The 23758-nt window shown below is 41.5% G+C and carries 21 protein-coding genes; 1 reads left to right on the forward strand and 20 read right to left on the reverse strand.

The window, feature by feature from the left end; translation table 11 throughout:
* Positions 1–148: 148 nt before the first annotated feature.
* Positions 149–4420: a 2-hydroxyacyl-CoA dehydratase gene (locus tag BLR42_RS09210; protein WP_091868461.1), complete on the forward strand. Its 4272-nt coding sequence runs from the start codon at positions 149–151 to the stop codon at positions 4418–4420.
* 53 nt (positions 4421–4473) lie between these two features.
* On the opposite strand, the gene BLR42_RS09215 is transcribed toward BLR42_RS09210, so the two are convergent.
* The 20 genes from BLR42_RS09215 to tsf form a co-directional block, all read right to left on the reverse strand.
* A complete protein-coding gene (locus BLR42_RS09215; protein ID WP_091868463.1) occupies positions 4474–4950 on the reverse strand; it encodes a hypothetical protein in 477 nt (158 codons plus the stop codon).
* Positions 4951–5085: 135 nt separating this feature from the next.
* Positions 5086–6054 carry a homoserine O-acetyltransferase MetA gene (metA, locus tag BLR42_RS09220; protein ID WP_091819525.1) on the reverse strand — a complete coding sequence of 323 codons (969 nt, stop codon included), beginning with the start codon at positions 6052–6054 and terminating at the stop codon, positions 5086–5088.
* Positions 6055–6086: 32 nt separating this feature from the next.
* Positions 6087–8111, reverse strand: a complete 2025-nt coding sequence (gene ligA / locus BLR42_RS09225) for an NAD-dependent DNA ligase LigA (protein WP_091868465.1) — start codon at positions 8109–8111, stop codon at positions 6087–6089.
* A gap of 40 nt (positions 8112–8151) precedes the next feature.
* Positions 8152–8865, reverse strand: coding sequence for a pseudouridine synthase (locus BLR42_RS09230; RefSeq protein WP_091868467.1), 714 nt, complete (start codon positions 8863–8865; stop codon positions 8152–8154).
* Positions 8866–8985: 120 nt separating this feature from the next.
* On the reverse strand, positions 8986–9822 hold the full coding sequence (locus BLR42_RS09235; RefSeq protein WP_091868471.1) for an adaptor protein MecA: 837 nt from the start codon (positions 9820–9822) through the stop codon (positions 8986–8988).
* 102 nt (positions 9823–9924) lie between these two features.
* Entirely contained in the window at positions 9925–10920 is a 996-nt protein-coding gene (hypE, locus tag BLR42_RS09240; protein WP_091868473.1) for a hydrogenase expression/formation protein HypE, read from the reverse strand.
* Between the two features lie 13 nt (positions 10921–10933).
* Positions 10934–11980, reverse strand: a complete 1047-nt coding sequence (gene hypD / locus BLR42_RS09245) for a hydrogenase formation protein HypD (RefSeq protein ID WP_091868474.1) — start codon at positions 11978–11980, stop codon at positions 10934–10936.
* Positions 11981–11983: 3 nt separating this feature from the next.
* Positions 11984–12202: a HypC/HybG/HupF family hydrogenase formation chaperone gene (locus tag BLR42_RS09250; RefSeq protein ID WP_022760124.1), complete on the reverse strand. Its 219-nt coding sequence runs from the start codon at positions 12200–12202 to the stop codon at positions 11984–11986.
* Positions 12203–12229: 27 nt separating this feature from the next.
* Positions 12230–14560, reverse strand: a complete 2331-nt coding sequence (hypF, locus tag BLR42_RS09255) for a carbamoyltransferase HypF (RefSeq protein ID WP_091868475.1) — start codon at positions 14558–14560, stop codon at positions 12230–12232.
* 2 nt (positions 14561–14562) lie between these two features.
* Entirely contained in the window at positions 14563–15075 is a 513-nt protein-coding gene (locus tag BLR42_RS09260) for a 4Fe-4S dicluster domain-containing protein (protein ID WP_242876577.1), read from the reverse strand.
* 28 nt (positions 15076–15103) lie between these two features.
* On the reverse strand, positions 15104–16189 hold the full coding sequence (locus BLR42_RS09265; RefSeq protein ID WP_022760127.1) for a hydrogenase large subunit: 1086 nt from the start codon (positions 16187–16189) through the stop codon (positions 15104–15106).
* Between the two features lie 51 nt (positions 16190–16240).
* Entirely contained in the window at positions 16241–16573 is a 333-nt protein-coding gene (locus BLR42_RS09270; protein ID WP_026497412.1) for an NADH-quinone oxidoreductase subunit C, read from the reverse strand.
* Positions 16573–17262: an NADH-quinone oxidoreductase subunit B family protein gene (locus BLR42_RS23905; RefSeq protein WP_091868477.1), complete on the reverse strand. Its 690-nt coding sequence runs from the start codon at positions 17260–17262 to the stop codon at positions 16573–16575. Before BLR42_RS23905 ends, BLR42_RS09270 begins: the two co-directional genes overlap by 1 nt.
* Before the next feature lie 11 nt (positions 17263–17273).
* Positions 17274–18140, reverse strand: a complete 867-nt coding sequence (locus tag BLR42_RS09280; protein WP_091868479.1) for a respiratory chain complex I subunit 1 family protein — start codon at positions 18138–18140, stop codon at positions 17274–17276.
* On the reverse strand, positions 18140–20077 hold the full coding sequence (locus BLR42_RS09285) for an NADH-quinone oxidoreductase subunit 5 family protein (protein ID WP_022760131.1): 1938 nt from the start codon (positions 20075–20077) through the stop codon (positions 18140–18142). Before BLR42_RS09285 ends, BLR42_RS09280 begins: the two co-directional genes overlap by 1 nt.
* Positions 20078–20216: 139 nt before the next feature.
* Positions 20217–20654, reverse strand: coding sequence for a MarR family winged helix-turn-helix transcriptional regulator (locus BLR42_RS09290; RefSeq protein WP_091868481.1), 438 nt, complete (start codon positions 20652–20654; stop codon positions 20217–20219).
* Positions 20655–20813: 159 nt separating this feature from the next.
* On the reverse strand, positions 20814–21101 hold the full coding sequence (gene minE, locus BLR42_RS09295; protein ID WP_091868483.1) for a cell division topological specificity factor MinE: 288 nt from the start codon (positions 21099–21101) through the stop codon (positions 20814–20816).
* A gap of 14 nt (positions 21102–21115) precedes the next feature.
* Entirely contained in the window at positions 21116–21904 is a 789-nt protein-coding gene (gene minD / locus BLR42_RS09300) for a septum site-determining protein MinD (RefSeq protein WP_022760134.1), read from the reverse strand.
* Positions 21905–21923: 19 nt separating this feature from the next.
* Positions 21924–22676 (reverse strand): septum site-determining protein MinC, encoded by a 753-nt coding sequence (gene minC, locus BLR42_RS09305; protein ID WP_091868485.1) that lies wholly within the window; start codon positions 22674–22676, stop codon positions 21924–21926.
* 102 nt (positions 22677–22778) lie between these two features.
* Positions 22779–23729 carry a translation elongation factor Ts gene (tsf, locus tag BLR42_RS09310; protein WP_091868487.1) on the reverse strand — a complete coding sequence of 317 codons (951 nt, stop codon included), beginning with the start codon at positions 23727–23729 and terminating at the stop codon, positions 22779–22781.
* Positions 23730–23758: the final 29 nt, after the last annotated feature.

Genomic DNA, 23758 nt, shown 5'->3' on the forward strand with positions numbered 1-23758 from the left:
TATGCCCTTTTGCACCGATATTTGAATAATTGATTTTTAAACTTTCTTCGATTATAATGTAGCGTAATGCGCATTTTATTTTTGCGATATAAATATAAGTAGTAACAGATTTGTTTTTAGGTTTTTTAGGTTTCAGAGGTTTTTATTTATGATTTCAAAGGACTACACACTTGGCATTGACATTGGTTCTACCACCGTCAAGATTGCTCTTATGGACTCAGACAGAAACATCGTCTTTTCAGATTATAAGAGACATTTTGCAAACATTCAGGAGACACTCTTATCACTTCTTCAGGATGCTGCAAAAATAAGCGGTAATGTTACCCTTCACCCTGTCATTACAGGGTCCGGCGGTCTTACTCTTGCCAGCCATCTGGAAGTACCTTTTGTCCAGGAAGTTATCTCCGTATCCACAGCACTGAAGGCTCTTGCTCCCAAGACTGACGTGGCTATTGAGCTTGGCGGCGAGGATGCAAAGATCATCTACTTTGAAGACGGTAATGTTGAGCAGCGAATGAACGGTATCTGCGCAGGCGGTACAGGTTCATTTATCGACCAGATGGCATCTCTTTTACAGACAGATGCATCCGGTCTTAATGATTATGCCAAGAATTATCAGTCTCTCTATACTATTGCAGCTCGATGCGGAGTATTCGCAAAATCAGACATACAGCCTCTTATCAATGAAGGTGCAACTAAGGAAGACCTTGCGGCTTCTATTTTCCAGGCTGTGGTAAATCAGACCATAAGCGGTCTTGCCTGCGGTAAGCCCATCAGAGGACACATCGCATTTCTCGGCGGTCCTCTTCATTTCCTTTCAGAGCTTAAGGTTGCTTTTATCCGCACACTTAAGCTTGATGATGAGCATATTATCGACACTGATAATTCTCATCTTTTTGCTGCAATCGGTTCAGCCATGAATGCGCAGGAAGACTGCCATTACTCCATGGTTGATATGATTGGCAAGCTCTCACATAAGATTACAATGGCGGCAGAGGTCTCAAGACTTGAGCCACTCTTTGAGTCTGAAGATGAGTATAAGGAATTCCTTGATCGCCAGAATAATTACCGTGTAAAAACCGCAAAGCTTGACACTTATAAAGGAAACGCATTCCTCGGAATCGATGCGGGAAGCACCACTACTAAATGTGCCCTCGTATCTGAGGACGGTGATCTTCTTTATTCATTCTATTCAAGCAATAACGGAAGCCCTCTTAAAACAGCTATCAGCTCTATTCAGGAAATCTATAAGCTTATGCCCGAGGGCGTTAATATAGCTCGTTCCTGCTCCACCGGTTACGGTGAGGCTTTGCTTAAGTCCGCGCTTATGCTCGATGATGGTGAAGTAGAGACTATTGCACATTATAATGCCGCTGCATTCTTTGATCCTGAAGTTGACTGTATCCTTGATATAGGCGGTCAGGATATGAAGTGTATTCATATAAAAAATGAAACTGTCGACAGCGTTCAGCTTAACGAAGCATGTTCTTCCGGTTGCGGAAGCTTTATAGAGACTTTTGCAAAATCTCTTAATTATAACGTTCAGGACTTTGCAAAGATCGCTCTGTTTGCTGATGCTCCCATTGATCTTGGTACACGCTGCACGGTTTTCATGAACTCACGAGTAAAGCAGGCTCAGAAGGAAGGTGCTTCTGTTGCTGATATTTCTGCGGGACTTGCTTATTCGGTTATTAAAAACGCACTCTTTAAGGTTATAAAAGTATCAGATGCAAAGGAACTCGGTGATCACATAGTTGTTCAGGGAGGTACCTTCTACAACGATGCCGTTCTTAAAGCATTTGAGAAAATTTCAGGTGCTCAGGTTACACGACCTGACATTGCCGGCATTATGGGTGCTTTTGGTGCTGCTCTTATCGCAAGAAATCGATTCCACGAAAAAAACAGCTCTAAGACAACCATGCTTACAATCGATCAGATTAACAAGCTCGAGTATTCAACAAGCATGACTACCTGTCAGGGCTGCACCAATCATTGTCGTCTTACGATTAATAAATTTACGGGTGGACGTCAGCACATCTCAGGTAATCGCTGCGAACGCGGTATTGGCAAAGTAAAAAATGCTGCCGGCATTCCTAATCTTTTTGAATATAAGTACAAGAGAATATTTGATTACAAGCCTCTTAATGAACTTGAGGCTAAACGCGGAACAGTTGGTATTCCCAGAGTTCTGAATTATTATGAGAACTATCCTTTCTGGTTTACATTTTTCACAAAGCTCGGATATCGCGTAGTTCTCTCACCCAGATCCACTCACCAGATTTATGAGCTTGGTATTGAATCAATTCCCAGCGAATCTGAGTGTTATCCGGCAAAGATTTCTCATGGTCATATTGAGTGGCTCATCAGAAATAACGTTGATTTCATCTTCTATCCCGGTCTGTTCTACGAGCGCGACGAGGTAGATGGAGCAACAAACCACTATAACTGCCCTATTGTTACCTCTTATTCTGAGAATATAAAGAATAACGTAGAAGCAATTACTGATGGAAAAGTAAAGCTTAGAAATCCTTTTATGTCCTTTGCAAGCCTTAAGACTGCCACTGATGCACTTGTTAAGGAATTTTCAGAGCTTCCTGCCAATGAAATAATTGCAGCGGCAAGCGAAGGCTGGGCTGAGATGGAAAAAGCAAGGGATGATATCCGAAAGAAAGGCGAAGAGACTCTTCGCTGGATGAAGGACAACAATCGCCACGGTATTGTTGTAGCAGGTCGCCCCTACCATGTAGATCCCGAGATCAATCATGGTATTCCGGATATGATTTGTTCCTACGGTGTTGCGGTTCTTACAGAGGATTCAGTATCTCACCTCGGGACACCTGAACGCCCACTTATTGTATCAGACCAGTGGATGTATCACTCACGTCTGTATGCCGCAGCAAGTTTTGTACGCACAAGAGATGATCTTGATCTTATTCAGCTTAACTCTTTTGGTTGCGGTCTGGACGCAGTAACCACAGATCAGGTAAATGATATATTATCTGGTTCAGATAAAATTTATACCTGTCTTAAAATTGATGAAGTTAATAATCTTGGCAGCGCAAGAATTCGTGTTCGTTCATTGCTTGCAGCTATACGTGTGCGCGCACAGAAAGAAAACAAAGAACGCACAATAGGTTCAACCGCAATTAACAGAAAGCTCTTTACGGAGGAAATGAGAGCAAATTACACCATTCTCGTTCCTCAGATGTCTCCTATACATTTTGACATCATTGAGCCGGCTCTTTCCGCATGCGGTTACAACATTGTTGTAATGCAGAATGATAATAAGCATGCTATAGATATGGGTCTTAAGTATGTTAACAATGATGCCTGCTACCCTTCACTCTGGGTTGTCGGTCAGATCATGGATGAGCTTCACTCAGGAAAATATGATCTTGATAGAACTGCCGTGCTCATGAGCCAGACAGGCGGTGGATGTCGTGCTACCAACTATGTTGGTTTCATAAGAAGGGCTTTGAGAAAAGCCGGTATGGAACAAGTCCCCGTTATCTCCGCCAACTTAAGTAAGCTTGAGGCGAACCCGGGCTTCCATCTCAATTTTGAGATGCTTGAAAGAGCTGCTTATGCGGCAGTTTTCGGTGATATCTTCATGAGATGCGTATATCGTATGCGTCCCTACGAAGTTACTGAAGGTTCGGTTAATGCCCTTCATGATAAGTGGAAGAAAAAGTGTATAGAATTTGTTTCTGCAAAGCATCTAAGCTTCTTCAAATTCCAGCGTATGTGCAGGGAAATAGTTGAAGATTTTGATAAGATTCCAATTACCGATGCCATTAAACCAAGAGTCGGTGTTGTAGGAGAGATTCTTGTAAAATTTGCTCCCGCTGCTAACAATCACCTTGTAGAGCTTCTTGAATCAGAAGGCGCCGAAGCTGTTGTTCCGGATCTTTTAGACTTCATGCTCTACTGCTTCTACAATCAGGTTTACAAAGCTGATCAGTTTGGAACAAGCGCTAAGACCAAGGCCTTTTGTAAAGCAGGTATATGGGCTCTGGAAAAGCTTCGCGGCGGAGCTTCCAAAGCATTTGAAAAGAGTATTCACTTTGATGCTCCTACAAGCATTTATAAGCTTGTTGAATATGCAAAGCCTATTGTTTCAATCGGTAACCAGACAGGTGAAGGCTGGTTCCTTACAGGCGAGATGGTTGAGCTCATCAAGGAAGGTGCCTCCAATATTGTCTGCACACAGCCTTTTGGTTGTCTTCCGAACCATGTTGTTGGTAAGGGCGTAATTAAGCAGATGAGAAAACTCTATCCCGGATGTAATATCGTAGCAATTGATTATGACCCGGGTGCAAGTGAAGTAAATCAGCTTAACAGAATCAAGCTCATGCTCTCTACGGCTCACACCAAGGCTCATGAAGAAGAAAAGCTTGAAGAGGCAAAAGCAATTTCATAAAGTATGAGAAATAAAAATCAGCCGGTGCATTTGCACCGGCTGTATTTGTTTAATTACCTTGCCTTTTCATTAAGTTTATCGATGTCATCCTGAAGTCGTTCCATAGCAAACTCATTAGATCTTAAAGCCAGATGCGCTTTAAGGGAACGATTATGAACATCGTTTCTCTTCTTGAAATAATCAAGCAGATTTTCATCATCGATCTTAAGGTATCCATCGGCTATTGCCCCCGGAAGTACAAACTTTTTGACTACATCCGAAAACTCAACCTCTATATATTTGCCATCCTGCTTAACAATTGTGCCTTTGCCAAATTTCTCATGAGTAATCTTTAAATTCAAGGCATCCTTGTTTCCGAGAGCTGCTGCTTCTTTATCGAGATCCTCTATCTCTCTCTCCATATTGGCATGCTCAGTCTTAAGCTCTTCCATCCGCTTGGCATTCTCTTCCAAAAGTTCTTTGGTTCTCTTGGTTCTGGTCTTAGTTGTAGTCTTTACTTCCTTCTCTTCCTCTTCAAGATCTAAACCCATAGGTTACCCCTTTTCCGCAGATAAAAATCCGCAAGCTAAACATCATCGATATATTATATTTTAGCTTATTTTTTATCGTTTGCGGACATAGTACCCCATATTTCATAAAACTTTTATGTTTATAAAAAAAACATTTCAGATAGTTTCAGTCGTAAGGGCAGAGGTTGCTTTGGTTTTTTTCTCGTCATCAAGGATCTGGCCCCATCTATATGGAGTTGCCTGATATACATAATAATCAAGCCAATTGGAATACAGATTATTACAGTGTGAACGCCAGGTTAACTTTGGTGTATTATCAGGATTGTCTTCCGGATAATAGTTTTCAGGAATATGTATAGGAAGATCCTTGCTTAAATCTCTAATGTATTCGTTGTGAAGAGTCAGTCTGTCATATTCTGCATGTCCCATAACAAAAATGTTTTTTCCGTCTCTGCTCATGCAAAGAAAAACACCTGCAACAGTTGATTCCGCGAGAACTACAAGGTCTTTGCATGCATGTATCTCTGAAGAGGGTGATTCCGTATGTCTTGAATGGGGCATAAGAAATACATCATCAAATCCCCTTACAAGCGGAACTTTCCTGTTCTCCACCCTGTGCTCAAATAAACCAAAAAGTTTTTCCTGCAGTGGGCGTTTCTTTATTCCGTAATGGTAATAGAGTCCGGCCTGTGCTCCCCAGCAGATATGAAAAGTAGAAGTCACGTTTGTTTTTGACCACTCGAAAATTCTGCAGAGTTCCTCCCAATAATCGACCTCTTCGAATTCCATCTGCTCAACCGGAGCTCCTGTTATAATAAGTCCGTCATAGGTATTATCCTGAAGCTCATCAAAGGTATGATAGAATCTGTTAAGATGGTTTGGCGATGTATTAAGCGACTTGTGACTGCTAACTCTCATAAAAGAAACATCTATCTGTAAAGGTGTATTAGATAAAGATCTAAGGAGCTGAAGCTCTGTATCCTCCTTTAATGGCATCAGATTCAGAATACAAATATTCAAAGAACGAATATCCTGATGCATGGCGCGATTTTCATCAACCACAAAGATATTTTCTTTTTCCAGGATCTCACGTACCGGGAGATCATTCATAATTTTGATCGGCATACCATAACCTCCATCACCTTATAAAAGGTATATTATTTTATTAATTCAAGAAATTCTGCTTCGTTTATAACTTTAATACCCAGTTCCTGTGCCTTGGTCAGTTTACTGCCTGCAGCTTCTCCCGCAAGAACCATTGTAGTCTTCTTCGAAACACTTCCGGCAGCTTTTCCACCGTTCTTCGTAATAAGCTCTTCTGCTTCTTTTCTCCCAAGACTGGGCAGTGTTCCGGTAACAACAATTGTCATACCGCTTAGTTTATCCGAGGCGTCCTCATCAATTTTAACAGCCATATTTACCCCGGCATCTTTCATCCTGAGTATCAATTCTTCATTATCCTTGCTGTGGAAGAACTCGTACAAATCATTTGCCGTCGTATCTCCAATATCAGGCATAGACAAAAATCCATCCACAGTAATTTTGAAAAGATCAGTAAGATCCGATACATGTTTCATGATTTCTCTGGCTGTAGCTTTCCCGACATTTCTTATGGCAAGTCCTGTCAGAAGCATTACCGGGTCATTTTCTTTTGACTTTTCTATCTCAGATAGGAGTTTATCTGTATTCTTTTCCTTACCGATTATTCCCTTTTCAACCATCTCATCACGGTACTTGTAAAGGTCATATATATCGGCATAGCTTTTCAGATATCCGTCTTTTGTCAGGGCTTCTATGAGCGTATCACCAAGTCCCATGATGTTCATGGCATCTCTTGATGTAAAATAGGCTATAGTTCTCGTAACCTGAGCAGGGCATGTGGGATTAACGCACCTTATGTCTGCTGTATCCTCTTCCCGAACTAGCTTATGCCCGCATACAGGACATATTTCAGGAGCTTTGAATATCTCTGCAGGTTCTTCCACACAACCATTTAATTTTGGTATGATCTCACCTGATTTGAAGAGTTTATATGCTCCTCCTATACCTATTTTCATATCCCTGATGTAATCCTGGTTGTGCAGTGTTGCTCTTGAAACTGAGGTTCCGCAAAGTCTTGCGGGTTTTCCGGTCTCTTTATCATGAAAACTTCCTGTAAAAGTAAGCTTACCAGTTCTGCCTACATCTACAATGATTTCATCCATTACAACAACTTTTTCTTCAGGCGGGTACTTGTATGCAATATGTCCGCTTGAGTATTTGCTGCCTGCCGGAAAATCGTCTCTCCAGGCTGTATGATCAACCTTTACTACAGCTCCGTCGAGATCAAAAGTAAGGTCAAATCGCTCGTCACCGATGGCATCTATCGCATCAATAACATCCTCGGAACTATTGCAGAGTCTGTGTCGTACAACAGGAATACCGAGCTCCTCCAAAGTATCAAGTGCTTTGCAGTGGCTTTCCAAAAGCGCTGCAGGGCCATCCTGAACATTAAACACAAACATTCGAAGGCCGCGCTCCTTTGTAACTGCACTGTCAAGCTGCCTAAGCGTTCCCGCCGCTAGATTTCTCGGATTAGCTGCAAGCTTTTTGCCGAGCTTCTCCTGCTGTTCATTGAATCTGTCAAAGTCCTCGTGTGACATATATACTTCACCGCGAAGCTCCAGATAACTTGCACTGTACCTTATTTCCTTCTGTACATCAGGAATCACAAGAGCATTTATTGTAACATCTTCCCCGATTCTTCCATCCCCTCTGGTCTCAGCCATCACAAGCTTCATAAAACCGGGCTTATCTGTATCCGCCTCATACCTGAGAGTCATCGAAAGACCGTCTATCTTCTGTTCTACAGAAAACTGCGCATCCGGATGCTTTTCATGAACTTTATTCACCCAGGAAGTAACATCTGCCTTGTCAAATACGTCTTCGATTGAAAGCATAGGAACATTGTGAGTTACCTTCACTCCGGCTTCTCTCTTTGCTGTGCCTCCGATAATCTGGCTCGGCGACTCCTTGGTTATGAGCTCCGGATGCTCTTTCTCCATTTTTTTAAGTTCCAGCATCAGCTGATCATACTCATAATCAGAAATCTCAGGAGCATCCTGATTGTAATACCGGTCCATATGATAGCGGATTTTTTCCGAAAGCTCCTTATATTTTAATTGTGTATCATTATCTGCCATAAAAAACTCCCCATAAACAACTTATTTTGCCTTTTTCATACTAATTCTTCCGGGCAAGCTCATAGAGCATTTTGAGTTCATCGCCCTCAATCATACGATGCTCTGAATACCCAAGCTCACCCAGCTCAATATTGAGTATGCGCACTCTCTTCAGCCTGACAACACTATATCCGAAAGCGTCGCACATTCGTCTTATTTGCCTGTTCAGCCCCTGAGTTAGTATTATTCCAAAACAATTCTCAGATATTTTTTTCACCTTACAGGGTCTTGTCGTTTTATCAAGTTCTTTAAGATAAACCCCTTTTTCCATATCAGTTAGGAACTCTTCCGTAATGGATTTATCAACTTCAACGACATATTCCTTCTCGTGGCCGTTGCAGGATTTCATCATTGCCTGAATAAGATCCCCATCATTCGTAAGGATCATAAGCCCCTCAGAATCCTTGTCCAGGCGGCCTGCGTAGGTCACACGTCTGTCAAAACCGAGATCCTCAATTATTGTTCTCTCTGCATGTTCATCCTTTTCAGTGCAAACTACGCCCACAGGCTTATTATACGCAATAACAATTTTATCACCAAATCGGGATATCAAAACACCGTCGCACAGAATCTCATCCTCATCGCTAACCTTCATCCCGCACTGAGCCTGCTTACCATTGACGGTTATTCTTCCTTCCTCTATGAGCTTGTCAGCATCCCGCCGTGAACATACACCGCACATGGCAATATATTTATTTAATCTAATCTCTTCCATATTTTCTTTGTTCTTAGAATATATTCGTGGTTTTCATAGTATAAAAAAGGAACGTCCTTCATCGGAAGTCGTCCCTTTTGGTAAAACTCATTTATAAATGCAGTGGTCCTTCTTCGAAAGTTATAAACTGCGGAGTCTCTCTATTGCATCCCCGTTAAGAACAGTATCAAAGTTCTCATCCATATGACAGATTATACTGTTCTTCGTGGTTACAAATTTGCCGAACTCGTAGCACACAGAGAAAACTGCAGCAAATGTTTTTGCATTTTCATCCTTTCGGTCAAATACCATATAAAACATATTATCGGAAGGATTTCTATACAATGTACTGCCCATGACAACATCATCGGGAATCTGCTTACTTAGTAAAATAGCTGTCCTCAAATCCTTAATTGAAAAGACAAAAGTCTTAAAGCCGATCTTCTCAAGTTCTTCAGATACCCTTTTTTCGTCTCTGTTTTCTATTCTGGTCTGTCGTACAGATCCTCTCTTTACCGGTATACTGTCATCCTCTTTATCATTCATATCGGATGAAGTCTTCTCCACCATATTCTTAACTGAATTGGTGAAATCCTTAAGGCTCTGAAGATATTCACTCAATTTGGGAATTCTGTCTTCCTCTGGAACATCACCGAGTTCCTCCAGGAAATTCTTGGGAAATCTCAGCCCCGCTTTTTCAGTTAAATTCTTAAGCATATCTGCAAAAGCTCCCTCCGTGTTCTCGGAAAGAGTAAGCGATATTGAATGGTCCGGAAGGACGGTTATCTGCATGGGTGTAAAAGCTCCCTGGGGCTTGTAATCAACCTCAGCAGCTGCTTTCTCCATAACTTCGTGTAGGAAATCCATAGCCTCCTGGCTCTTATCAAAAAGATCCTCGAGACGAAGTCCCTGCTCGTCCATATCATCTTCTGTAATTATGCAGTTAACAGTGTCCTTATTAACTCTTGTAAATTTCATATTAAACTCCAAATATGTCAAAAGCCACTTTCAAATCACAACATATAGTGCATTATATCACAGTATATTCAAATTACAAAGCAATTTACGCTTTATGTCCTATCAGCATATTCTCGGAAGTCCCTCACCATACAGTGGCCCGATAAGTCTTGTTCCTCCGATTGATGTATGAAGTATTACACCTGAATTATCGGCTTTTTTGACCACTCCGATAATAGTTGCATTTTCACCATATTTTGATGACTTTATGATAGAAAGTGCCTTATCCGCGTCGTCACCTGAAACCACGCAGATCATCTTCCCTTCATTTCCCATATAAACCGGATCAAGTCCGAGCATTTTACAAAAATCCCCGACTTCTCCACTAACAGGCAGTTTATCCTGATATATATTTATCTCACAATCTGAAGCCTTCGAAAACTCATGTAAAACAGTTCCGAGACCACCTCTTGTCACATCTCTCATGGCATGTACTTTTACATTCTCATCTATAAGTGAGCGGCACATCTCGGAAAGAGGTGCATTATCGGACTTAATATTATTTTTTATATTCATTCTGCCCGATAGAATTGCTGCATGGTGGTCACCGAGATTACCGGATACTATGATTACATCGCCCTCTTTAAGTCCTGAAGGTGAAAGTGAAACACCCTCGGGCATAAAACCGACGCCTGATGTATTTATCATTATTCCGCCAAAATCCCCTCGCTTTTCCACAACTTTTGTATCACCTGTTATTATGGTGACACCTGCTTCTTTCGCTGTAGCTGCCATGGATTCGATTATCTTATCAAGATCATCCAGATCCATTCCTTCCTCAAGGATACATCCACAGGTAAGATACTTGGGAACAGCACCGCTCATAAGCAAATCATTAACGGTGCCGCATACGGATAGTCTTCCGATGTCTCCGCCCGGGAAGAAATACGGGGTTACAACAAAACTGTCTGTAGTAACCGCCAGTCTCCCGCTTCCGGGAACAACTGCGGAATCCTCCATCTGATCAAGATATTCATTCTTAAAATGTTTGGCAAATATGTTTTCTATCAGTTCAGTTGTTGAAGCACCGCCGCTTCCATGTGCCATTGTAACTTTCATCTATATTTATTCCTTATCTCTTCTTTCTGCCTGAAATATAATAGTTGTAACAACTTCCCTCTGTTGAGACCATGCATGCACCGTGAGCATCCTCAGGCGTACATTTTTTTCCAAACAGCGGGCATTCATCGGGAGATATCTCCCCGGTCAGTACCCGTGCACAGCTGCATCCCGGCGGCATATGATCCTCATCAAGACCATAGCTTCCGGCATCATACTCGCTATATTCCTTTTTCAGTCTCATACCGGATCCGGGAATCATTCCCATTCCGCGCCATGAAGCGTCACAGGGTTCAAAAAATTCGCTTACTGCTTTTCTTGCTTCCTCATTTCCTTTTTCAGTGACAGCACTCTTATATACATTCTTTATTCCGCTTTCGCCCTTCATTCCGCAAAGAGCATATACAGCAGCCAAGAGTCCCTGGCCGTCAAAACCTGCTACAACAAACGGAAGCCCTGTCTCCTCTGAAAGTTCTTTAAACAGGTCCGAACCTGTAATTACACTTACATGTCCGGGAGCAAGAAATCCGTCTATATTATCGGTATTTTTGCAAACCCATCTTATCACCTGGGGCATAGTCTTAAGGGATGTCAAAAGCTTAAAATTATGCACATCCTGCGCAATTATTTCTTTTAATACCATCGCGTAGACAGGTGTTGTAGTCTCAAATCCGATAGCTGCAAAAACATAATTCCTGTCAGGGTTATTCTTTGCCATTTTCACAGCATCCATCGGAGAATAGAGCATCTCGACGCTGCCACCGTTTGCCCTCGCATCGGCAAGGCTCATCTTTGAGCCTTTTACCCTTATAAGATCCCCAAAAGTAAGCACTGTAGTATTGTCAGTGAGTGCCAGCTCTGTAAGCCTGTCAATTACTGCTGTGACAGTAACACATACCGGACATCCGGGACCTGATATCAGATGGATTTTGGGCGATATCATCCCCGGTATACCATTTTCAGAAATAGCCGCAGTGTGAGTTCCGCAAACTTCCATAAAACGGAGCTCTTCGCCGTCATAATTTTTTAGTTTTTCCTTTATAAGCTCTAATTTATTCATAAATTAAATCTGAATATCCTCTATTTCCCGGAAAAGTTCTTCTATCTCATCAGCTTCTTCATCGCTCATTGTCTGAATTATGCAGCCTGCATGTACCAGAACTCTGTCTCCGATTTTCACCTTTACAAGTCCTGCCTCTGCCTCAACCGTGTTGCCCGAAAAATCCACAGTTGCCTTTGTTCCGTTAAGCTGCGTAATACGACCGGGTATTGCTACGCACATAATTATTCCTTTCAAATATTATAAATACTAATTTAATTTTTCCTTTAAGTCTGCCAGATATATCTGACCTGCGCTTATTCCCTGATCATTTGTAGGAAAAACGCGGTTATAGTATACCACAAAACCATCATTTACAAGTAATCTTTCACATAATGACAAAAGAACCCTATTGGTAAAAACTCCGCCAGAAAGGCATATGCTGTTAAGTCCTGTCATTTCTCTGAGTTTCAGACATACTCTTAAAGTTATTTGCGCTATCACATTGTGAAAGGCATATGCGAGCATGCCGGTATCCTTTCTATTGGCATTATCAGTCAGATACCCAAGGAGCTTTTGCATATCAGGAATGTATTCTTCATTATCATAATTAATCCTGATCAGCTCTGAAATCGGAAGGTTTTTGACAATATCATCAGATTTCCGGGATTTCAAATAATCCTCAGCCTTATTCTGAAGCTTTATAGCACACTCACCCTCATAGGAATTGTAATTACATACTCCGAGAATACAGCTTACAGCATCAAACAGCCGTCCCATTCCTGAGCTTTTGTGTACATTTATATTATTTTGAAGCGCTGCCTTCAATAACCCTTTTTCCGACTCATTCAGAATATGATCAGGTATATCTATACCTGAATCATACAGATAGCAAAATGCAGATATTTCCGCATTTTTCATAGCCTCATCACTACCTGCAATTCTCACACTCTTAAAATGTCCTGCCCTCTCAAAATCTCCGCTCCTGCAGATAAGAAATTCGCTGCCCCAAATAGTATTATCGGTACCGTAGCCTGTACCATCAAATGCTACACCAATGCACTCTGTAAGTGCATTTTCCGCCATGACAGAACCAATATGAGCATGATGATGCTGAATCTTCAGACGCTCCCCACCAGCCTCATCTGCAAGAACAGCTGAATGATATCCCGGATGCATATCTGAAATGGCAATTTTCTTTTCAGTACTTAAATTGTCAGTTCTAAAAATCTTCTCAAATTCCGGTAGTTCATTTCTTTGAAGCTTTAGGACACTGTAGTCTTCCATATCTCCAAAAAACTGACTCTGGATAATTCTATCCCCAAAGCCTATAGCAAAGGAATTCTTAAGATCCGCTCCATATGCCTCATACAGTATTTTATCCTTAAGCGGCTTTTCCAAAAACATCGGGAGCGGAACATATCCTCTGGCACGCCTTATGAACCTTGGGCATTCATAGCCGTCTTCTGATCGATAAATCTGTAAAACTGAATCATCAAGCGGTCTCAAAATATCACGCTCATAATAGAGTATCCCGTCAATGCTATCCATAAATTTATCAGCAAAAACCGTATCATCTGTTATCATCGGTTCCCCGGAAATATTGCCACTTGTCACGATAAGTTCGGAAAGTTCAAGAGTAAGTAATCTGTGAACCCCCGATGAAGGTAAAAATCCACCTATCTGCCTTGAATCTCCACATACATTTTCCGCAAAAGGATCCTCTTTTTTATCCAAAAGAACTATAGGTCTTGCCGAAGATTCCAAATACTTCTTTTCAAGTTCCGAAACAAAACAGAACTGCTCTATTTTCCGAACTGAATCAAACATAACTGCAAATGGCTTTTGTTCTCTTCCCTTAAGCAGACGCAGTCTTTTTACCGTATCGTAATTATATGGACTTGCGGCAAGTTGATATCCGCCTATACCTTTTATCCCTATAATGCCGCCATCTCTAATAACCCGTGTCGCCTGTGACAAAGCATCTTCTTTTTCGAAGAAATCACCATCATTTCCGCTCCTGAAAACGATTTGAGGGCCGCAGTCATGACAGGATATGGTCTGGGCATGTCTTCTTCTCCCACTTCTGTATTCCTTTTCACAAACCGGGCACATTGAAAAGACGTCCATTGTGGTCGTCTCTCTGTCATAGGGAAGTTCTTTTAATATACTGAATCTTGGTCCGCAGGAAGCACAACTTATGAGCGGATACCGATACCTTCTGTCTTTTTTATCAAGAAGTTCCTTCATACATGTCGGACATATACCTATGTCCGGTGGAAATACAGGCAAATAATTTTTATCAAATTCTCCGCTGCTCTCTACAATACGAAAACCGGAATGGTCAATTTGACCTTCCGGTTCGTTACATTTTGAATAATCGAGTGATACTCTTAAAACAATACTTCCCGACGGTGAATTAGTCCTAAGTTCATCTGCAAATGAACTAATCTTATCACCATCACCCTCAGCAGTTATTTCCACTATACCACCAAGATTCTTCACTTCTCCTCTGAGCTCATATTTATTTGCAAGCTCTGCTACAAACGGTCTGTAACCAACGCCTTGGACAGCCCCTGTAACACGGATAAGTGCTTTCATTTTTATTCGTCCTTTTTCTCTGCTGCAGGTGCCTGGGGCTTAGGAGCTGCATTAGCTGCGGATGCTGCATTTGCTGCAGGTGCTGCGTTTCCTGCTGCAGCTGCCTTTGCTGCCGCTGCGGCTGCCGCACGTTCCTTGGCTGCCTTCATAAGTGCTTCCTGAGCTGCAATAGCCTTTTCTGACTGCTTAAACGTCTTGGTAACCTTTTCAGTTCCGGGCTCTGTAAAGTGAGTGTCCATAGACAGACATTTCTTCGGACAGTTATCAACACAGCATCTGCACTGAATACAACTCATAGGTCTGATTGACCAGGTCTTCTCAGTTTTATCAACAGTTATCGCATGTGTCGGACACTTTATGGAGCAAAGACCGCAAAGTACGCACACGTCCATGTCGTTTTGTACATGACCGCGAGTACGCTCAGGATATACCTTTGGCTCGAAAGGATATTTACGAGTCGCAGGTTTTGAGAACAGATTTTTTAATACTGTACCGTTAAAATTTATTAGACTCAAATCTCTCTACCTTCTTTCTAAATAAGCGTTAGCGTTCTGTACAACTGATACAAGGATCTATGGTAAGTACGAGAATCGGAACATCTGCAAAATCACATCCTGCCAGAATATCAACAAGTGCAGGAATATTTGCAAATGTGGGAGTTCTAACTCTCATACGATCGATAAACTTTGTACCGTTCGCTTTTACATAGTAAAGAGCTTCACCTCTTGGCTGCTCGATTCTTGCCATGTACTCACCGTTAGGCAATTGATTAGGTTTAACCTGTAAATCAACCTCACCTGCAGGCATCTTATCTATACACTGTCTCATAATATCAATTGACTGATAGAGCTCTTTGATACGCACTTCTGTACGAGCATAAGAATCGCAATCTGTGCTGATGATAGGCTCAAACTCAATCTTATCATATGCGCAATAACCTGTTGATCTGATATCTCTTGCAATACCACTTGCACGAAGGAAAGGACCTGCTGTACCAAGAAGATCTGCCTTCTCGGGAGTAAGGATACCAACACCTACAAGTCTGTTCTTAACAGCAACATCATCGAAGAAAGGCTTGCTAACCATCTTAAGGCCTTCTTCAATACTATCAAGTCTCTGTCTGAAATCTTTGAGCATATCGTCCGGAATATCGCGGCGAAGTCCGCCAATCTTCATTATGGAGAAGATAACACGACCACCGGTAGCCATCTCAAACATATCAAGAATCTCTTCACGGATTCTCCAGCACTCCATGTATAATGACTCAAAACCAAATGCATCTGCAAGAAGTCCAAGCCAAAGCATATGTGAATGCATTCTGCTAAGCTCTGAAAGCATTGTTCTAAGGAACTTTGCTCTGTCTGGCACTTCAAGGTCCATAATGTGCTCAACAGCATCACAATAGCCAAGTCCATGACCAAGTGAGCAGATACCGCAGATACGCTCTGCTACATATACCATTTCATGAAAATCTTTTTTATCTACAAGCTTTTCCAGACCACGATGGATGAAACCAATGGAAGGAATAGCCTGGACAACCTTCTCATCCTCAAGTACCAGATCAAGATGTATGGGCTCCGGCAAAACAGGATGCTGAGGTCCGAAAGGAATTACACTTCTAGTTGACATAGAATCTCCTCTTTCTATTTACGTTATTAATACAAACTAATCACAAGGAAGTTACTTAAATGGAGTTTCTATAGCTGTTCTATAGAAATTACCCTTGTAGTCAAGACTGATCATCTGAATATCTATTCCGAACAGATCATGCATCTCGTTTTCATAAAGAAAAGCACAGGGAAAAACATGACTGATACTGTTTATGGGCTGATCATTCTCAAGGATTATCTTGACCTGTAATACCTCAAGTGCCTTTCCAAAGCTGTATACAAGTTCATAGCCTTCAGCGGTTTTTGTAGCACACTGCTGCATAAGATGGTAACCATCAAACTTCAGCTTCTGCGCCTCGTCGATGACTTCCTCCGCCTTAACAATCTTAAATTCTGTATTCATCAGGCGTTTCCTCCTTCATCCTTTTTAGGCGCAGCCGTTTCCGTTGCAGGTGCTGCGGGTGCAGCTGCCTTCGCAGGAGCTGTAGCAGCGGGTGCAGCCGGCTTAGGTGCAGGCTTTGCTGTCTGTGCCATCTTGGCCTCTGCCTGCTCTCTTAATGCCTCTTCTGTCAAAACTGCATCATACTGCGTAGCCGGATCATAATCCTCAGCCTTCATACGAACTGCAATCTTACTGTAATCAACTGTGCAGTAACCCTGCTTCATTGATTCCTTAACCTTAACTCTCTTTTCCTCAAGAATGGCAAGTGCCTTAACCACACCATCAATAAGTGCCTCTGGTCTTACTGCACATCCGGGAACATATACATCAACAGGAACTACCTTATCGGAACCTCCGAGAATGTTATAGCACTCCTTGAAGATACCACCGTCACAGGAACAAATTCCGCAGGCAATAACTACCTTGGGATCCGGCATCTGGTTATAAAGCTGTCTTACTACGGGTGCTGTCTGAGCATTTATACCGCCTGTAAGAAGCAGAATATCAGCATGCTTGGGATTTCCTGTATTTATAATTCCGAATCTTTCAACGTCATAAAGTGGAGTCATTGTTGCAAGAACCTCAATATCACATCCGTTGCAACTGGATCCATCATAATGTAACACCCAGGGTGATTTTGAAATTTTCATAGTTTCTCCTTTTACTTAATTACACTTAAGATAAGCAGGTTTGTTCCGGCTGTTACAAGAATTACTACCCAGCTGGAAACAAGCATTGCCATGTATTTAACACGGGGGAATATGTTATCTATCAGTGTCTCCATGAGATAGAATATTATGCATGCTATAACAGCCCAAACGATACTGATAGGATTGTTGTAAATAAAGAACATAGCAACGATACCCATCATAAGGACTTCATCATACCATTCCGCTATCTCATAGAAAGCAAGGTTCGTACCTGAAATATCAGAGGTAAGACCCTTAACCATCTCCTGGTGTGCGTGATGAGAGGTACTCATGTCAAAAGGAGATTTTCTAAACTTGATTGTAAGTATAAACAAAAATCCGATGAGCATTCCGGGAATCTTAATGATTGCAGGGTTTGCAGCATGAATAAGATCATTTACCATAAAGCTTCCGTTTGCTTCATAAAAACCAATGGCAACCAAAAGAATCATGGGCTCATAACACATCATCTGCAAAAGCTCACGGTTTGCTCCAAGTGCACTGTAAGGGCCGTTTGTTGAATATGCAGCAAGAACCATCATAACCTCTGACATTGACAGAGCAAAGAATACTAGCAGCATATCACCGCCACCAAAGAAAAGTGCACCTGTAAAAATAGTAAATATTGTATAAGCAATCACAAAGAGAACCTGAATACTGTTAACAACAGTGGTCTGCTTCGCAAGAAGCTTATAAACATCATAAAACGGCTGGAAAAGCGGAGGTCCCTGTCTTCTTTGCATTCTGGCTGATACGACACGGTCAACACCTTCCATGAGTCCACCCAGGATGGGTGCAAGTAAAATATAAAGAACAACCTTAATCACTGTCATAATCATCAGAAAGCACCTCCGCAAACTATAATCAGCATTACGATTACGATTATTGCAGAAATCACAATACTGGGAACAAGAAGCTTATCCTCTCCGAAGTATTCTGTCATATACCAGTTTGACATATACAGAGGTCTTGCCTTTCCGAAAGAGTCAATATAATTACGGTCATCACCTGCATTAACACCGGCAACGTAGGACATAGTCATCTTACTCTTCTTACCAATGGCAAGTATTCGGCTTCCTATAGGAATAGCAAATATCATGGCTACCATGATCATCATTATGATGACATCGGAGCCACCGATAACATTGGGAATATTTTTGTGGAATGCCTCATTAAGTACGGGCTGAACCATGATGTCAGACATCTTCGGGAAAGCGAAGCACATAATAATGATCATCATAGTAAGCGGTACAAGTGAAATCATCTCACTCTTGGGAGTAATATCCTCGAGCTCATAAGACTGATGAATAACAGTACAAATCTTTCCAAGCCACTTAGCCCAGTAGAACAATGTTGAACCTGAACCAAAAACAAGGAAAAGAACAAGCCATACAGAGTTTGAATCAACGAATGATTTAAGAGCAGCCCACTTTGAAACTAGCATTCCGAAAGGAGCCATAAACATTCCGCAAATTCCGATGATCATTATGAATGCAAGCTTAGGAAGCTTGATAATAAGACCATGCATATCCTCAATGTCACGGCTGTGCATGCAGTTCTCGATATCGCCGACTGTCTGGAACAGAAGTGACTTTGATACAGCGTGGAAAAGAATAAGCATTGTAGCTGCCCATACACCCTCTGTAGTACCTGTACCAGCACAGGCTGTGATAAGTCCGAGGTTTGAAATTGTTGAATAAGCAAGTACCTTTTTACCATCACTTACTGTGATAGCAAGAAGTGATGCTGCAAAGAATGTGAATCCACCGATAACAGTGATCATTACACCTGTGAAGGTTCCGTTAAGCATAGGTGAAAGTCTGATGAGCATATATACACCAATCTTAACCATGGTAGCTGAGTGAAGAAGTGCACTACTGGGAGTAGGCGCAACCATCGCTCCAAGGAGCCATCTTGAGAACGGGAACTGTGCACTCTTTGTAAGAGCAGCAAATGCAATAAGTGTTACAGGCACCATTACAAACATATTCTGTCTCGGAACAAGTGCTGTAAGCTGACTTAAGTTTGAAATACCAAGAACAAGATTGCAGACAAGAAGCGCCGCTCCAAATCCGCATCCGCCAAGAAGGTTCATCCAAAGTGCTCTGAAGCTGTTGTTTACAGCTTCCTCGGTCCTTGTATAACCGATGAGAAGGAATGAACAAACGCTTGTGATTTCCCAGAAGAAATATATCCATCCGAGATTATCGGACACGATGAGTCCGAACATGGCACCTACGAAAACAAACAAAAGTGCCAGGAAATAATTGGATCTGTCCTCTACCTCAGTATGGTGGTTATGATAGTCCTTCATATAACCAACTGCGTAGATACAGATCAGGATACCTACAATACCAACAATAAGTATCATAACTGCTGAGAGGAAATCCACTCTTAAGTGAGGCGCTCCCTCTACCGCATAACCTGATAAATCCATCGCAAGTACCGGAATTGTACCCACCATGGACAAAAGTATAGCATAATACTTCTTATACTTTATACTCAGGAAAACAACTATTGCCATGAGAAGAAGCTCTCCTCCCATGATAATATGATCATGTGGAGCAGTCGCAGTCAGATATGTATTGCGAGTAGTTCCCTTCATGGAAAGAACCCTTATGCCTACCATTATAGCGGTAGCCATAACACTGAATCCTCCTACAATTGCAACAAAATTGCGCAGTAGTGATGAATTCTTAATGCAGAACATGAGAACTGCAATTACAAATGGAAAAAGAATCAGGAAACTTACTGCTTTTAGAATTGAAATAGTCAAAGATTCTCCACCCCTTTCAGGATAATATTATGCAAATCCCTTGCAAAAGACCGCAAAAGTTGCCTTAAATATACTACCACAAAACACTAAGTTTTTCATAAAAAATTGTTATAAAAAAAACAAATTATTTATAAAAATTTTAGCGAACTTTCGAAATGATCAAATATAGCAATCTATACAGCTCTTTAGCATCATTTTCCGAAAGCTTTACGCAGTTTCCGATCTTTCCCGGAATATCTTTTGCCTGAGTCTTTATTGCCTCTCCTTCAGGAGTAATAGAAACGAGAAGATTACGCTCATCCGTCTTAGATCTGGTTCTTTTTATATAACCTTTACTCTCAAGTTTCTTCAAAACAGGCGTAAGTGTACCGGAGTCAAGGTATAAGCATTCCCCAAGACTCTTTACATTCATCTCCTTTTTATCCCACAGTACCATCATCGTGATGTACTGAGTATATGTCAGATCCAGTTCATCCAGATAAGGCTTATAAGCCCTTATTATCTCCTTAGAACAAGCATAAAGCGGAAAACAAAGCTGATTCTCAAGCTTTAATTGATCAAAGTTTTCTTTACTCATTTTTCCCTCCAAATAACAACAAATTAAATTGCGAGCAATTATACTGTTATCTTATGATAGCACATTGTCAGTCAAAATCAATATTTTTTAAAAAAATATAATCAAAATTTAAATGATTGATTCCAAAAATAAAAGGATGCTGACCGCATCCTCATATTTTTATACTTTCACCTGATGCTTAATATTCTTAATCGGTATATTCGCGTATAGGGCAGGAACGCATTTCTTTTCATCGCCTGTCCCTTCTGTATCCATCTGTGTAAACTTAATATCAAGGCCTTCTTTATCCACTTCAACATATTTTGAAAGCACTTCGATTATATCATTTTTAATTCGATCCATTATTTCAGGTGAACAGTTCTGCCTGTCAGAAACCAGAACAAGTTTAAGGCGATCCCTGGCTGCCTGACCGGAAGTTTTTTTCTTAAAAACATCTGTCAGATTCATGACATATCCCCCTATCACCTATGGAAAACGCTGGCTATAGCTGCGAACAATCCCTTTCTCTCATCAAGATCAAGGAACGGAACAGAATCACCAAGTATCCTTCGGCATATATTCATATATGCCTGTCCCGCAAGTGTGCTGTCACCTGCAAGCGGTTCTCCGTTATTGGTTGCAATAACTATATTCTCATCGTCCGGTACGACACCAAGAAGATCAATAGCAAGGATATCCACAACGTCATCGGCGCTCATCATATCGCCTCTTCTAACCATCTCCGGTCTTATTCTATTGACAACAAGCTGAGTCTGTCCTATCTCATTAGCTTCCAGAAGACCAATTATTCTATCTGCATCTCGTACAGCAGAAACCTCAGGAGTAGTAACAACAATAGCTCTTTCTGCACCTGCTATAGCATTCTTAAAGCCCTGCTCTATACCGGCAGGACAATCCATAATAACATAATCAAATTCCTGCTTCAGTTCCTCACAAAGCATCTTCATCTGATCAGGTGTTACGCTGGTCTTATCCTTCGTTTGTGCCGCCGGCAAAAGAAAAAGAGTATCAAATCTCTTATCTCTTATCATCGCCTGCTTCACCTTACAGCTTCCCTCAACAACATCGACGAGATTATACACGATTCGATTTTCAAGACCCATGACAACGTCAAGGTTTCTTAACCCAATATCGGTATCAATCAGCACAACCTTCTTGTTAAGCTTTGCAAGCGCTGTACCAATATTTGCAGTAGTTGTTGTTTTCCCAACACCGCCTTTGCCGGAAGTTACGACTATTACTTCTCCCATACAACCCTCCATAGAAAATTTATATAAGACGATTATCTCTCAAAAATGCTGCGCCGTAAACATCTTTTACAATATGTCCGTTTAAAATATATGCCACCTCGGTTTTTTTGTCAGTCTGACCTTTCATAAAACTTTTCATTTTCAGCCTGGGGCCCTCATCTGAATCGGGAGAAATAGCAATCTTATCGGCAATTCTGACCTGCAATGGATCAAGCTCCAACGCCATTATAAAAGCACTCTCATCGCCTGTGCTTCCTGCATGTGCGCTGCCTCTAAGAGCCCCCATAACAAAAATATTGCCCTCCGAACTTACTGATGCTCCGGGTTTAACATCCCCCAGAATTACTACACTTTTGCCAAAAGAAAGGTCCTGGCCGGATCTCAGATTACCCGTATGTATATCTGCTTGTTTTTTTATAATATCCGGATCAATCCCTAACTGCTCTTCATCCGGTTTACTATCCTCTTCCTGTTGTACAATTACAGGTTGTTTTACATAGCTTGCAAAAATTCTGTCAGTGTCCGGATCATCTCTGATAACACAGCACACATCTATATCGCAATTATTGGAAATAGTATCAAGAATTTCATTCTCTTCTTTGTCGCAAAGAGTCCTGCCTCTTATTATCATCCCCATAGAGGCTTTTCCCAGAAAGGATTTTGATTCACGGAACTTGTCAGCAATCTCTTTAACAAGAATCTCAAATGACTCCTTGGGATCCAGTTCAAGGATAATTCCTTTTCCCGTACCTTTAAGATTAACTGCCCCCATCTATAACTCCTCCCAAACAAACTTTTTCGATATTATTCAATAAAAACGCCCCTGCCGTTATATAACGGCAAGGGCAATCAAATCTAATACTTGATAGGAATATTACTGCATTCCTGCCTGCTTAGCAACCTCTTCTGCGAAGTTCTCTTCTCTCTTCTCGATGCCTTCACCGGTCTCAAAACGAACAAAACGCTTGATAGAAAGGTTTGCGCCATTCTCCTTAGCAACCTGAGCAACATACTGAGCAACAGTCTGCTTACCATCTTCAGCCTTTACGTAAACCTGCTGGTTAAGGCAGATCTCCTTAAGCTCTTTCTGGAGACGGCCCTCGAGCATCTTCTCGATGATCTGCTGAGGCTTTCTCTTTCCTTCAGGAAGTTCTTCATTCTCCTTAGTAGCCTGAGCAAGAAGAATCTCCTTCTCATGGTTTCTGAACTCTTCAGAAACATCGTTCATATCAACATACTTAGGATAAAGTGCTGCAATCTGCATTGCAATGTTCTTGATAGCATCCTTGATGTTATCGTTAACAACATCTGTATCTGCCTCAACAAGAACAGAAATTCTTCCGCCACCGTGAACATAAGGTACTACAATACCGTTCTCTGCAGTAATCTTCTCGAAACGACGAATGCTGAGCTTCTCAGAGATAACTGCTGTGATATCGATAAGTGCTTCCTGAACTGTCTTAGAAGTATCAACATTCCACTTCTCAGCCATGAAGCTATCCATATCCTTAGCATCAGACTCAACAGCCTGCTTTGCAACTGCCTCAACAAAAGTCTGGAACTGCTCGTTCTTAGCAACGAAATCTGTCTCTGAATTAACCTCTACAACTGCTGCAGTCTTATCATCCTTAACTGCGATTCTTGTAAGACCCTCAGCTGCGATTCTGCTAGCCTTCTTCTCAGCCTTAGCCTGACCGTTCTTTCTAAGGAACTCAACTGCTGCGTCCATGTCTCCGTTTGTCTCAGTAAGAGCCTTCTTGCACTCCATCATACCTGCGCCGGTAGACTCACGTAACTCTTTAACCATTGCTGCTGTGATAGCCATGTGTATTATCCTCCACGATATTTAAATTA

Origin of the sequence: Butyrivibrio sp. INlla16, from assembly GCF_900104155.1 — a bacterium.
Classification (GTDB): Bacteria; Bacillota; Clostridia; order Lachnospirales; family Lachnospiraceae; genus Butyrivibrio.

Coding starts and splice junctions, on each gene's coding strand:
- BLR42_RS09210 (WP_091868461.1), top strand. CDS start 149: ATGATTTCAAAGGACTACACACTTGGCATTGACATTGGTTCTACCACC.
- BLR42_RS09215 (WP_091868463.1), bottom strand. CDS start 4,950: ATGGGTTTAGATCTTGAAGAGGAAGAGAAGGAAGTAAAGACTACAACT.
- metA (WP_091819525.1), bottom strand. CDS start 6,054: ATGCCGATCAAAATTATGAATGATCTCCCGGTACGTGAGATCCTGGAA.
- ligA (WP_091868465.1), bottom strand. CDS start 8,111: ATGGCAGATAATGATACACAATTAAAATATAAGGAGCTTTCGGAAAAA.
- BLR42_RS09230 (WP_091868467.1), bottom strand. CDS start 8,865: ATGGAAGAGATTAGATTAAATAAATATATTGCCATGTGCGGTGTATGT.
- BLR42_RS09235 (WP_091868471.1), bottom strand. CDS start 9,822: ATGAAATTTACAAGAGTTAATAAGGACACTGTTAACTGCATAATTACA.
- hypE (WP_091868473.1), bottom strand. CDS start 10,920: ATGAAAGTTACAATGGCACATGGAAGCGGCGGTGCTTCAACAACTGAA.
- hypD (WP_091868474.1), bottom strand. CDS start 11,980: ATGAATAAATTAGAGCTTATAAAGGAAAAACTAAAAAATTATGACGGC.
- BLR42_RS09250 (WP_022760124.1), bottom strand. CDS start 12,202: ATGTGCGTAGCAATACCCGGTCGTATTACGCAGCTTAACGGAACAAAG.
- hypF (WP_091868475.1), bottom strand. CDS start 14,560: ATGAAAGCACTTATCCGTGTTACAGGGGCTGTCCAAGGCGTTGGTTAC.
- BLR42_RS09265 (WP_022760127.1), bottom strand. CDS start 16,189: ATGTCAACTAGAAGTGTAATTCCTTTCGGACCTCAGCATCCTGTTTTG.
- BLR42_RS09270 (WP_026497412.1), bottom strand. CDS start 16,573: ATGAATACAGAATTTAAGATTGTTAAGGCGGAGGAAGTCATCGACGAG.
- BLR42_RS23905 (WP_091868477.1), bottom strand. CDS start 17,262: ATGAAAATTTCAAAATCACCCTGGGTGTTACATTATGATGGATCCAGT.
- BLR42_RS09280 (WP_091868479.1), bottom strand. CDS start 18,140: ATGATTATGACAGTGATTAAGGTTGTTCTTTATATTTTACTTGCACCC.
- BLR42_RS09290 (WP_091868481.1), bottom strand. CDS start 20,654: ATGAGTAAAGAAAACTTTGATCAATTAAAGCTTGAGAATCAGCTTTGT.
- minE (WP_091868483.1), bottom strand. CDS start 21,101: ATGAATCTGACAGATGTTTTTAAGAAAAAAACTTCCGGTCAGGCAGCC.
- minD (WP_022760134.1), bottom strand. CDS start 21,904: ATGGGAGAAGTAATAGTCGTAACTTCCGGCAAAGGCGGTGTTGGGAAA.
- minC (WP_091868485.1), bottom strand. CDS start 22,676: ATGGGGGCAGTTAATCTTAAAGGTACGGGAAAAGGAATTATCCTTGAA.
- tsf (WP_091868487.1), bottom strand. CDS start 23,729: ATGGCTATCACAGCAGCAATGGTTAAAGAGTTACGTGAGTCTACCGGC.